This window comes from Flavobacterium caeni, assembly GCF_900101895.1.
Classification (GTDB): domain Bacteria; phylum Bacteroidota; class Bacteroidia; order Flavobacteriales; family Flavobacteriaceae; genus Flavobacterium; species Flavobacterium caeni.
In genome coordinates, this window is record NZ_FMVF01000010.1 from 52,210 (window position 1) to 64,490 (window position 12,281).

The 12,281-nt window shown below is 50.4% G+C and carries 13 protein-coding genes; 3 read left to right on the forward strand and 10 right to left on the reverse strand.

Annotation, left to right across the window (positions count from 1 at the left end; translation table 11 throughout):
* The first annotated feature begins 15 nt into the window (after nucleotides 1–15).
* Together BLP55_RS10975 and BLP55_RS10980 are read left to right on the forward strand one after the other, a co-directional pair.
* Entirely contained in the window at nucleotides 16–474 is a 459-nt protein-coding gene (locus BLP55_RS10975) for an SRPBCC family protein (protein ID WP_091143705.1), read from the forward strand.
* A 61-nt stretch (nucleotides 475–535) separates the two neighbouring features.
* Nucleotides 536–1,684 (forward strand): sensor histidine kinase, encoded by a 1,149-nt coding sequence (locus BLP55_RS10980; RefSeq protein ID WP_091143710.1) that lies wholly within the window; start codon nucleotides 536–538, stop codon nucleotides 1,682–1,684.
* Between the two features lie 29 nt (nucleotides 1,685–1,713).
* Here the strand turns inward: BLP55_RS10980 and BLP55_RS10985 are convergent, their stop codons facing one another.
* The gene (locus BLP55_RS10985) at nucleotides 1,714–2,103 is read right to left on the reverse strand and encodes an HIT family protein (protein WP_091143714.1); all 390 of its coding nucleotides are present in this window, start codon (nucleotides 2,101–2,103) and stop codon (nucleotides 1,714–1,716) included.
* Nucleotides 2,104–2,137: 34 nt separating this feature from the next.
* A complete protein-coding gene (gene greA / locus BLP55_RS10990) occupies nucleotides 2,138–2,614 on the reverse strand; it encodes a transcription elongation factor GreA (protein WP_091143914.1) in 477 nt (158 codons plus the stop codon).
* Nucleotides 2,615–2,769: 155 nt separating this feature from the next.
* On the opposite strand from greA, the gene BLP55_RS10995 reads away from it, so the two are divergent.
* Nucleotides 2,770–3,198, forward strand: coding sequence for a hypothetical protein (locus BLP55_RS10995; RefSeq protein WP_091143717.1), 429 nt, complete (start codon nucleotides 2,770–2,772; stop codon nucleotides 3,196–3,198).
* A gap of 473 nt (nucleotides 3,199–3,671) precedes the next feature.
* On the opposite strand, the gene BLP55_RS11000 is transcribed toward BLP55_RS10995, so the two are convergent.
* From BLP55_RS11000 to BLP55_RS11035, 8 genes are all read right to left on the reverse strand, one after another.
* Entirely contained in the window at nucleotides 3,672–5,960 is a 2,289-nt protein-coding gene (locus BLP55_RS11000) for a TonB-dependent receptor (protein WP_091143721.1), read from the reverse strand.
* 248 nt (nucleotides 5,961–6,208) lie between these two features.
* Nucleotides 6,209–6,610 (reverse strand): alternative ribosome rescue aminoacyl-tRNA hydrolase ArfB, encoded by a 402-nt coding sequence (gene arfB / locus BLP55_RS11005; protein WP_091143725.1) that lies wholly within the window; start codon nucleotides 6,608–6,610, stop codon nucleotides 6,209–6,211.
* Nucleotides 6,610–8,724: a DUF4301 family protein gene (locus BLP55_RS11010; RefSeq protein WP_091143728.1), complete on the reverse strand. Its 2,115-nt coding sequence runs from the start codon at nucleotides 8,722–8,724 to the stop codon at nucleotides 6,610–6,612. The genes arfB and BLP55_RS11010 overlap by 1 nt, the downstream gene beginning before the upstream one ends.
* The gene (gene pnuC, locus BLP55_RS11015) at nucleotides 8,685–9,308 is read right to left on the reverse strand and encodes a nicotinamide riboside transporter PnuC (protein WP_091143732.1); all 624 of its coding nucleotides are present in this window, start codon (nucleotides 9,306–9,308) and stop codon (nucleotides 8,685–8,687) included. Before pnuC ends, BLP55_RS11010 begins: the two co-directional genes overlap by 40 nt.
* Entirely contained in the window at nucleotides 9,305–9,547 is a 243-nt protein-coding gene (locus BLP55_RS11020; protein ID WP_091143736.1) for a YkoF family thiamine/hydroxymethylpyrimidine-binding protein, read from the reverse strand. Before BLP55_RS11020 ends, pnuC begins: the two co-directional genes overlap by 4 nt.
* 11 nt (nucleotides 9,548–9,558) lie before the next feature.
* Nucleotides 9,559–10,281: a phosphoglycerol geranylgeranyltransferase gene (locus tag BLP55_RS11025; protein WP_091143738.1), complete on the reverse strand. Its 723-nt coding sequence runs from the start codon at nucleotides 10,279–10,281 to the stop codon at nucleotides 9,559–9,561.
* A 111-nt stretch (nucleotides 10,282–10,392) separates the two neighbouring features.
* Complete coding sequence (locus tag BLP55_RS11030) at nucleotides 10,393–11,592, reverse strand: T9SS type A sorting domain-containing protein (RefSeq protein WP_091143743.1); 1,200 nt, start codon at nucleotides 11,590–11,592, stop codon at nucleotides 10,393–10,395.
* Nucleotides 11,593–11,684: 92 nt separating this feature from the next.
* A partial coding sequence (locus BLP55_RS11035) for a T9SS type A sorting domain-containing protein (protein WP_170826848.1) occupies nucleotides 11,685–12,281 on the reverse strand: 597 nt, incomplete at its 5' end.

Consider the following 12,281-nt stretch of genomic DNA (forward strand, 5'->3'; position numbering starts at 1 on the left):
TAAAAAACACAAGACATGCAACAGCTACAATTCAAAAAAGACATCCACGCGCCGGCGCAAAAAGTATACGAAACCATGCTTGGGCTCAAGGACAAGGCCTCTTACGAGTATTGGACGGCAGCGTTCAACCCGACTTCTACCTATGAGGGGAATTGGGAAAAAGGCAGCAAAATTCTTTTTGTAGGTACCGATGAGAACGGCAAAAAAGGCGGTATGGTTTCGGAAGTAGCCGAGCACCGGCCTGCCGATTTTGTTTCGATACGCCACTACGGATTTTTGGACGGCGACACCGAAATCACCACAGGCGAACAAGTCGAAAAGTGGGCCGGCGGACACGAAAATTACCGCTTCGAGGAGCACAACGGCACGACCACCGTAACCGTCGAGATGGACACCGTCGAAGATTACCTGGATTATTTCCACAACACCTATCCGAAGGCTTTGGAGAAATTAAAGGAGGTTTCGGAGCGGTGAAAAATGACCGCGGGCGGTGAACCCACGCAAATTCGCTATATTTACCCCACAAATTAGCCGCATGCAGTTCTCGGAACGAAAAAACTTTACCCGCTGGATCCTGATCGCCGCGTCCTTTGTGATCGTGACGCTGATCCTTTGGAACACCTATATGTTTTTCCAGATCTTCAAGAACGAGGAGCGCATCAAGATGGAACATTGGGCCGAGGCGCAAAAGACGCTGCTCAACGCCAACGAATTCACCGACTTGGAGCTGCCGCTGAACGTCATCAGCCACAACACCACCATCCCGATCATCCAGACCGACGAAAAGGACAGCATCATCAACATGGCCAACATCGACGAAAAGGTGGCCAAAAGCGCTGTAGAATCGAAGGCGCTGTTGCGCAAAATCAAGAACGAAAACGACCGGATCGCGGTAGAATATGTGCCGGGCAAGTTCCAGTACCTGTACTACGGGAATTCGTCGCTACTCAACAAACTCAAGTACTATCCCGTTGCGTTGGTGCTCATCATTGTGCTGTTTGGCGCCTTGGTGTACAACTTTTACAAAAGCACCAAGATGGCCACGCAAAACAAGCTGTGGGCCGGGATGGCCAAGGAAACCGCGCACCAGATCGGCACGCCGTTGTCGTCTTTGCTGGGTTGGATCGAAATCATGAAGGCCGACAATGTAGACGAAACCACGGTCACCGAAGTCGAGAAAGATGTGTCGCGTTTGCAGACCATCGCCGACCGTTTTTCGAAGATCGGCTCCGAACCGGTGCTCGAACGGCAAGACATTGTGGCGGCCACGCGTGAATCGTACGATTACCTGAAGTCGCGCGCATCGAGCCAGATCAAATTCTCGCTTACCGCCCCAGACCACAAGCAAATGGTGTCCTTTAACGCCGCGCTGCACAGCTGGACGATCGAAAACCTCGTCAAGAATGCGATCGATGCGATGAAAGGCAAAGGCACGTTGGCCGTCGAGATCATCGACGCGGGTGCGTTCGTCAAGATCAGGGTATCGGACACCGGAAAAGGCATCCCCAAAAACCAATTCAAAAGCGTATTCGAACCGGGCTTTACGACCAAGAAACGCGGCTGGGGATTAGGTTTGTCGCTCACCAAGCGCATCGTAGAGGAATACCACAAAGGTAAAATCAAGGTGCGTTCGTCTGAACTGAACAAGGGAACGACCATGCAGGTCACGTTCAAAAAGTCATAAAAAAAACCGACGTGACGTCGGTTTGAATTTTACAGGTTGGCCGCAATGGCGTGGGCCAAATCTTCGAACTCGTGTTTTTCCAGTTTTACTTTGCGCTCAAAACGCATGTCGTCCATGTCCTGCAACGGGATCAAATGGACGTGCACATGCGGCACCTCGAGCCCTACGACGGCCACGCCGATGCGTTTGCACGGCACCGTTTTCTCGAGCGCCTTGGCGATTTTTCGGGAAAATTGCATTAGCGCCAGATAATGGTCTTCGTCCATGTCGAAAATCTTGTTGATTTCCTGCTTTGGTACGCACAGCGTATGGCCCTTGGCGTTCGGGTTGACGTCGAGAAAGGCGATGAAATTCTCGTCCTCGGCCACTTTGTAGCTCGGGATCTCGCCGTTGATGATTTTGGTAAATATCGAACCCATGATCTGATGTTCTTTTGACTTTTGACTTTCGATTCTAGTCGCGCGACACTTCGAGGACCTCGAATTTAAGCGTCCCGTTCGGTACGGTAATCTCGGCGATTTCACCCACCGATTTGCCCAGCAAGCCTTTGCCGATGGGCGAGGTTACCGAAATTTTTCCCGTTTTGAGATCGGCTTCACTTTCGGCCACGAGCGTATACTTCATCTCCTGCCCGTTCGCCTGGTTCTTGATTTTGACGTTCGACAACACCAACACCTTCGAGGTGTCGAGCTGCGACTCATCGATAAGCCTTGCGTTGGCGTATACCTCCTCGAGTTTGCCGATACGCATCTCGAGCAGGCCTTGGGCCTCTTTGGCCGCATCGTATTCTGCATTTTCAGACAGGTCGCCTTTGTCGCGCGCGTCTGCTATATCTTGCGACGCTTTGGGGCGCGCCACGTTTTTCAAATGGTCTAATTCGTCCTTTAACTTCTTTAATCCTTCTGCGGTGTAATAAGATACTGCACTCATAATCTTGGTCATTTATAAACAGAAAAAATCCCTTTACGGGGATTCTCTTGCAAAGATAATTGTATTTTGCGTCGGTATAATTATATGTTAATCATATAGCAGCCAAAGGTAAATAATTTAATTTTGTCCGCAACGCTGTTTTAACAAATATTATAATGAAAAAAACGATTTCGCTGTGGTTGCTCGCATCTGTATTTTTGGCTTGTGACAAGGATTCCAATACGCGCAACGTCAATCCGTATTTGCCCGAATATTCGTTTTCTGTTTCCATCAATACCAGCTTGCCGCAATACAGCGGGCTCAACTCCCCGATCAATCCGGTTCCGGTAGACATCGAGGGTGCGGGTGTGAGCGGACTCATTGTCATGAAAGTCTCGGACACCGATTACCGTGCGTGGGAAGCCGCCTGCCCGAACCAGTATCCGACGGCCTGTTCCAAGATGTCGATCAAGAATGCCACAACGGCCCAGTGCAGTTGCGAGAACTTCGAATACAACCTGCTCACGGGCGTGGGTGGCGGCGGTTATACGATGCGCCCGTACCGTTATGAGATCCAGGGTTCGGTGGTGCGTATTTACAATTGATCGCGTTTTTGGGCGTAGGAAAATGTACAGTTTTTATGTAGGCCGGGTATTGAAAAAATTTGTAGTTTGTCCCTAGTAAGGGCAGGGGGAGTAAGGTTTACCCCTAACTAATTGCGATGATAGTCGGTTATAGAAAATCTGTAGTTTTTGTTAATTTTTTCACCCTTTCTTGTTGGGGTTTCGGGTTGGATTTTTTTAGTCGTACTGAAGATTTCCTGTAAGAAGGGTATTTAAAAATTTTGTAGTTTGCCACCAGTAAGGGCAGGGGGAGTAAGGTTTACCCCTAACTAATTGCGATGATAGTCGGTTATAGAAAATCTGTACTTTTTGTTAAAGTTTCCCGACGTTGATTTTTAGGATTGTTCCCAAAGCCGTTACCCGTTTTTTCTGACTGCAAATCGCGCGGTGCTCCTGGTCTCCAAAAAAAAATCCCGATGCCAGAACACCGGGACTCTTCCACTAAATAAAATAATCTAAAACTTCAAGGTCAGTCCCGCAAGGAAGTTGATGCCTGCTTGCGGATAGTACCCCGCGCCTTCGATGATGGTGATGGCCGGCGGGTTTGAAAAATCGTCGTCGTAGGTATAGAAATAGCCGTTGCTCTCGTACTCGTAATCGAACAGGTTGTTGAGCAATCCGCTGATGGTGATCGACTCGAACACTTTTTTGGTCTCGATTGTATACGACACACTCAAATCGCTCACCGCATACGACTCGAGCTTAGAAGCCTGCGAATCGATGTTGCCCATGTACTGATCGCCCACAAACTTACTCAAAAGCGTCGCCTGGAACCCTTTGAACGGCAACCACTGGATCTGGTTGGCGGCAATCACGCCCGGAGAGAACGCAATGTGCGTGTCGCCCAAATTTTGCAACTGTCCATCGCGTTGGAAATAAAAGTCCTGATTGCGGTTTTGGCTTACCGTCAAATTCGGTTTGACATACAGTTTGGGCGTGACGCGTATCACCGCTTCGGCCTCGACACCCATGCGGTAGCTGTCGCCCACATTTTCGCGTACGGGCGCACCTACATCGTCGAGCGCGCCGGTCAACACCAATTGGTTCTTGTACTTCATGTAGTAGCCGTTGATGTTCAACCGAACCGCCGACGTATTCAAACGCCAACCCAATTCAAAATCGTCGAGCTGCTCGGGCTCGGGGTTGCCGCTTTCGTAGTCGCTGCGGTTGGGCTCGCGGTTGGCGCGGGCATACGACGCATAAACGGTATGCTTGCCATTGACCGCGTAAGTCAAGCCCGCCTTGGGGTTAAAAAACGAAAACGAATCGTCTACCAATCCCGTGTCGTTGCCGTTGGCTTCATAGTTCACGTTGCGGTACTGCAAATCGGCATAGGCCGACAATCCGCCCACAATGCCTACGGTGGCCTTGGCAAAGACGTTGCCGTCGGTTTTGACCGCATCGTCGTCATAGTATTTGTCGCCCAGTTCGCCATCAGAAAAATAACGCGCCCAAATGACTTTGCCGTAGTGCGCGCCTTCGTATTTGTTCCAGCCGCCGCCCACGATCACGTCGAACCGGTCGTTTTTAAAATTCACCGAGCCCGTCGCGCCGTAAAAGTCGTTGTCAAGCCATTTTTGACGTACCAGATCGGTCGCATCTACGCCGGTCACGGGTGGTGTCATCGCAAAATCCTCGAACGCGGCGTCTTCTTCATAGTTCTCGTAGTAGCCCTTGCCTTTGGTGTAATGCAACGCGAGGTTGGTGCTGAACCGCAAACCGATCTTTTGGTTCCAGTGCAATTGGTAGTGGTCCTGCTGGTAGTTGTCGGTTTCGTTGTCGTAAAAACGCGTGTTGCCGAACTCGTCGGTGAATTGGCCCGCGGTGTTGTAGGTACGGTCGTGCTTTAACTTTTCGGGATCTTCAAGTCCGTTCCACGATTGGTACGTTTTTTCGGTACCGCCAAACGCGAGCGCCTTGATGAGTGTGGTTTGGCCCACATAGGTACCTTGCAGGAAGTAGGATTTCAACGTCGATTCGGCGCGGTCGATGAACCCATCGGAATGAAGGTTCGACAAACGTCCCGCGAGTTCAAAACGATCGTGGAGCAACCCCGAACTGAACTTGACCGTATGTTTGCGCGTGTTGAAACTGCCGAACGAATTGGAAATCTCGCCCGAAGCCTTTTGCGCATAATTGTCGGTGAGCATGTTCAAGCTCGCCCCGAAAGCGCCCGCACCGTTGGTCGAAGTCCCCACGCCGCGCTGCAATTGCAAACTCTCGACCGACGAAGCAAAATCGGGCATGTTTACCCAAAACGTACCGTGGCTTTCCGAGTCGTTATACGGAATACCGTTGATGGTGATGTTGACGCGCGTGGCGTCGCTTCCCCTTACGCGGATGCCCGTGTACCCGATCCCGTTTCCCGCATCCGAAGTCGTGACCACCGATGGCAGAAAGTTCATCAGCGTCGGGATGTCCTGACCGAGGTTGCGCGGGGCGATCTCGTCTTTTTTGAGGTTCGAAAAACTCACGGGCGTCTTGGCATTGGCGCGTACGGCCGATACCAAAACCTCATCGAGCGGTTGGATTTGGGTGGAATCTTTGGGTTGCTCCTGCGAGAAAACCGACGCTGTAGTTAGTAGAAAAGCTGTAACGGTGGCCGCGTGAGGGATTGCAGTGAACCCGAGCCTGAAAGGCGAACTGGCGAAGCAAATCCTTTTTGGGTTTTCAGACCCAAAAAGATTGAAACGAAAAGCCCGACCCTTGTGGTCACGCCCAAAATTTTTGAATAAAGTTTTCATTCGTAATGATTTACGAATAAAAGGGGCAATTATTCTTGGTTAAAAATTAAAATTGGTTCCTGTGACGCGGCGTGCACTCCGGTCATGTGTTCCTTGGCAGCATTACCTGCCCAGGTTCTACGGGTATAATCTCAGCCCTTGGTAGAGCACCCCTTTGAGACGGTGCAAATGTAGTATTTTAAATTCTAAATTTTGAATTTTAAATGTTCGCAATGCATTTAAAATTTAAAATTCAACATTTAAAATAATCAAAGCCGTGGTTTTTGCCTTGATTGCTTAATCTCCGACTGGTTCCGCTTTTCCTTAATGCGTTTTTCGATGACCGAACGCGGCACCTTAGTGGGTTTGCGTTTTTTGGGCACGACCAGCGCTTTTTGGATCAACTTGAGAAAACGTTTGGTGACGATGTCTTTGTTTTTGAGTTGGCTGCGGTCGTCATCGGCGGTGAGGATGAGCAGATTTTCGGTCGTTAGTCGTGTGGCGAGGTTTTTTTCGACCAATGCTTTTTCGTCGTCGGACAAACTTTGCGAGGCGTTCAAATCGAAAGTCAGCACGACCTTAGACGATACTTTATTGACATTTTGCCCGCCCGCGCCGCCACTTCTGACGGCTTTGAATTGCAATTCCGATAGGGTTTTTTCGGCGTCCATTATTGCGGTTGGTGTGCAAATTTTAAAAGGTCGTTGACGGTCTTGACGGGGTTGAACGTGAGCAACGGGACTTCGACAAAAATCGTGATCCATTTGGCCATGGCGCCGTTCCAAAGCCCTGGTAACTCGTAGGCTTTGATGTCCTTTCCGTTTTTGGTTTTGTGTACGATGAAACCGCTTTTGGGATCGACAAACTCGCGCAAATCGAACTTTTCGCCCTGGTAGTTGCGTATCGCACACACCAAATCGACAGGGTTAAAATGCGTCGATGCCTTCAAAATCGCAGCCTGTTCGGGGTTTTGCTGGTCGATTTGCGTGGCCTCAACAATTTGCAGCGACAGGTTGCCGCGGTTGTCGCGCACCCAAAACGGTCCGCCGCCGGGTTCGCCTTCGTTCTTGACCATGCCGCACACGCGTATCGGACGGTTCAGGATTTCGCGCAGATAAATCTGTTGGTGGCGCAGCGTATACTTGTAAAAATCTTCTATGATGACCACATTGAGTTTGCGCTGGGCAAAAATGATCATCTCGTCGATGTGTTCCTCCTTGACGGTTTCGTTGTCGATGCGCTGCAGGTAATCGAAAACCTGCTGTTGCAGCTCGAAAAGGATCCCTGCCAGCGCTTTTTTGTACAACGCGATACGGTCGATGTGGTTTTGGATCACGTTGTCGATGTTCTTGACAAAAATAACATCCGATTCGAGCCCATTGAGGTTTTCGATCAACGCGCCATGTCCGCCCGGGCGAAAGAACAACCTGCCGTCGTCAAAGCGAAACGGACGGTTGTCGAGGTCTACCGCCAGGGTATCGGTCGATTTGCGTTGGTAGGTGTAGCCCACCTCTATTTGTGTGTTCGACTGCTGCTCGACCTTGCCCTTGACCTTGCCGATGATGCGTTCGAATTGCATCTGGTGCGCCTCGGAAATCGTAAAATGCAGGTTCGACTTGCCGTTGGAAGCGGCGTAAAAGGCGCTTTCGTTCAAATGTTCTTCAATGGGCGTGGCAATGTGCGTCGGGTATTCGTGGAATGGCAAAATCCCTTTTGGCTTGTTGCAGAAGTTGAATTCGGCCCCATCGAGCATCACTTGTACAAAGGCGTGGTTCTTTCGATCGGCATTCCACGAATTGAATTCGGGGTGGGTTTCGCGCAACCGTTTGTCGATGGCATCAAAAAACGGAAATTTCTCCATCCCGGCGAGGAAAATGGCCAGGTTCGTCGCCCCTTTGCGGTTGATGTAGGCATTGATCGTTTCGTTCTCCAGGTCGAACTCGTTCAGGAATTCGGTCAGGAACTTGAACATCCTGCTGGCCGCGCCCGAAGCCGGGACAAACTTCTTGAGCTTGAACCGGTGCTTTTTGGCATCGAACAGTTGGGCGTAGGTCTCGAATTCTTGGTCGGACAATTTGAGGATGCCGTCTTCCTTCTTGGCCGGACGTTCCAAAACCGCTTTGCCGATGCCCGTCTGGAAAATCCCGAGTTGCTTTTTCACCGCGTCGATGCTAACGCCATGCTCGTGGATTTGTACAAAATCGTAGGACGAAAAACCGAGTTCCTTGTTCTTGACCAAATCGTTGACGATTGTAATCGCTTTGTGCAGACGCGTCTCGGTATCGCCCGATAAAACGATGTACGGCTTGTTGTTCTCGATGAGCGCCGACTTGAATTTGTCGAACAAATACTCGCGGTCGTCGGGGCGGTCGCGCAAATCGTCTTTTTCCCATGGCACGTCGATGTCGGTCAGGAAAAACAGATCGTATTTTTGTTTGCGCGCGGCCTTGTCGAGCACGGGATCGCAAAAATTATAGTAAATCTCCGAATACACCTTGGTCACCATCAAACACGTGTCGCAAAACAGGAACTTGTTGGCGATAAGCAAGGCATCGTTCTCGAGTTTGGTTTGTCCGATGGCAATAGGCAGCAAGTCTTCGGGTTCGCAGATCGTGCCCGCATCGTCGAATTTCTTTTGCAGGTAATCGCGTGCAAACTCGGGCGCCCACACCGTCTCGAAATGCTCGGCGAGTTGCTGCGCGAGCGTCGTCTTGCCGGTGCTTTCGGGGCCGTAGATTGCGATCCTTATTGTATCGGTGGGTTGTTGCTTAAGGTTTTCCTCCATGCTAAATAAGCCATTACGGCCAGTATTGTAAAAAAGACGTATTCGAGCGCCAGTATCCCGTAGCCGCGATAGGCATACAGCGGAACGGCTATCAAATCGCCGATGATCCAAAGTGTCCAGTTTTCAAGTTTTTTCCTGGCCATATACCACATGGCGGTAAAGAAAATCCCCGAGACGAACAGATCGATGTAATTGTCGGTGCCAAGCTTCGGCAAAAACACCTTATAAATCGCGAAAATTACGACAATTGTAAACACAAAAACGCCCACGCCTGTTAATTTTTCGCGTGTATCGGTACGCGAAATCCGCACCACGGGCGTCCCTTCTTTCTTGAGCGCCCAAAGGTACCAACCGTAAATGCTCATCACCGAATAATAAACGTTCACGAGCAAATCGCCCACGTACTGCGCACGGTAAAACAAATAGGCCGTAATGGTTGTGGCGATGAGTCCCGTGGGATACACCCAAATGTTCTCCTTTTTGGCCAAATACACGCTCGCAATCCCAAAGACAAACGTAATGGCCTCGAGGACGATCACAAAAAGCGGTGTGTCGCGGTAGGCGTCCAGGAAAAATTCGGTCATGAACGGTCGCCTTTGATGAACTTCATGTTGAACACCGCCATTTCCTCGGTCAGGAACGTTTCCTTGACGGCCTGTTTGAGAAAATCCATCACCTGGTCATAGTCGCCATAAACCTGCGTCGACAACGGGTTTTCCATCACCTTAAACGGCGCGCTCTTTAGCTTTTCGATAAAGGCGATGATGGGCGGCTCGTAATTTTGATCGAGCGGATACAAACTGATGTCTACCGAAACTTTCATGCGTTGTTGTGTTATTTGTTTTTTTCGAAAAAATCGAGGTCGTTCTCAAATGCCGTCCCGATCACGACCAGATCGGCGCCCGCAGCATACGCAGCGTCGATGCCCTTGCGGTTGCGGATCCCACCGCCTACAATAAGCGGAATGTCGATCCCTTGCGCAACGGCTTCGATGACAGGCACCGGCACCGGCAAATCGGCACCACTCCCCGCCTCGAGGTAAATCAATCGGTTGCCGAGCAATTCCCCTGCCTGCGCGGTCGCCACGATATGCGCCACATTGTTGCGGTCGAGCGGCGTGGTGCGGCTCACTTTTTCTACGGCGGTTGCCGTACCGCTTTCGATGAGCAGGTAACCCGTCGGGATGACTTCGAGCGTCGATTGCTTGAGCAGCGGCGCGGCCTGCACCTGGTGCCCGATCAAAAAATCGGGGTTGCGGCCCGAAAGCAGCGACAGGAACAAAATCCCATCGGCCAGTGTCGAAATCTGCGACGGATTGCCCGGAAACAAAACCACGGGCAAACTACATTTTTCTTTGAGTGCAGACACCAAATGATCGATTTGGTTGCTTTCGACATGGCTGCCGCCGACAAAAATATGGGAGGCCGGCGATTGGTTGATGCGGTCCATCAGCACACCGAGCCGGTCCCAATCGATCTTGTCTGGGTCGAGCAGGATGGCGAGCAGTTTTTGGTTTTGTGATTTCGCCAAGCGGATGTGCGCGTACAAATTCGTCATCGAACGCAAATATACTCGTTGCACGTCGGAAATAGAAATTTAGCCGACGAAATGCCGCAAATAAAAAATCCCAAACACGGGGCTTGGGATTTGATGTGGGTGATTTGGTTTTTATTGCTTGACCACTTTGACCGATTTTACGGCACTTGGTGTGGCCGTTTTTACGAAATAAGTTCCGGGCGTCAAAGCCGACATATCGATTTGGCCTTCGCTGGCGTCGATGGCTTGGCGCAACACCTGTTGGCCCATGGTGTTGTAAACCGTCACGTCTGAAATGGTTTGCGGTGCAGCAACATGCAAAACGTCTTGTACCGGATTGGGATAGACGGTGGCCGTTGTTTGGTTTTCAAAATCGATGGCCGAGAGGTTGTTGCCAACCATTTTGACCAAGCCCAATTCGGCGACAAAAACCCAAATCAGGTTCGACGACTGCACTTTGAAAGCCGTTACGTAGTTCATCGGATCGTTGTTGGCGTGCGTATAATTGGCGCAATCGGTGAAATTCTGAATACCGCCCTGTGCACATTCGACATAGTTCGAGATCCAAACTTTTCCGTTTTCATCGAGGTCGATTGCAGACGGCTGACAATCCATCAAACAGCTACCGCCGGCCAAATAATCGTAGCTCGCGGTCAGGTCGCCATTGACAAATTTGGAGAATCCGTACAAAGTGTAAGCATACAAGTCATTGTTTGTCGTCTTGAAAATTTTCAACACTCCATCGGTGACGGGGCTAAAGCTCGAACCGGTCATCTTCATCAGCACGGCTTCCGAGGCTACAATATAAACGGTAGAACCCACGATGCCTACCGATGAAATGTTATTCCCGAAAGTTCCCGCGTTGGATTCGTTATAGACCGTCCACGTCGAGCCGTTGAATTTGGCGAGTCCGGCATCGGTAGCAACCCAAACGTTGTTCGAAGCGTCGACCGCGATGTCGCCAATCACGTTCGAAGGCAACCCTGAGTTGACCTCATCGTAACCCGTAAACGTGTTGCCGCTCATCATGATGATCCCGCTTTGGTACGTAGACATCCATTTTCTGTTGAGTCCATCGACGACAATCTTGGTAACCGAATTGATCGGCAAATCAGAATTCTCGGGCGTGTAATTGGTGAATGTGGTACCGTTGAAACTCGCGATACCGGCAAAGCTACTCATCCACAACAAACCGTTGTTGTCGGTAGTGAGGCAGTTGACCGTGGCATTTTCCGTGTTGGTATTTTGCCAATTGTACAAGGTGTAATCATAGGTCTGCGCGAAAGTCGCCACAGAACAAAGCGCCAAGAGTGTAGTGTAGATTTTTTTCATTTGTAAAGGTTATAAGTGGTATTGATTATCTGTATCAACCAAGTCAAAGCCCAACCGGTATCAGGCTGGGCATGATTGGTTTTCTGAACGCGTTATTTTTTGATGACTTTGACGGTCTTCGATGCTTCGCCCGAAGTGATTTTGACAAAATACGTGCCCGCCGTCAAGTGCGATAAATCCACTTGGCCTTGGTTGGCGTCGATGTTGTCAGACAAAACCGATTGACCCAAAACATTGTGTACGCTAACGTGCTCGATGGCTTTCGCATACCGGACCGTGACCACATCAAAAGTAGGGTTCGGATAAACGCTGAACAGCGCATCATCAAACGAATTGGTCCCCAGGAACGTCGAAACGGTTACCGCAAATGGCTCGCTTGGGCAATTCTCGGTCAAACTTACGGCATAGTAGGTGGCGCCATCGGTCAAGACGGTCGTGGCCGCGATCGGGTTTTGTGGCACCAAAGCATCGGCAAGGCTGGCATACCAGGTAACGTTTGTGCTCAACACGATGTCGTTCAGCGTAGATCCTTCGACAAAACTTTGATCAGAAGCACCAGTAATAGCCGTAGCCTGGTTGATCGTCAGGTTCAGCGTTTCGGTGTGCACGCAGCCATTGGCGTTGGTGGTCACGTTGGTGTACGCGCCGCTTTCGGTATACGTGTTTCCGGTAGCTGCCCATGTAAATGT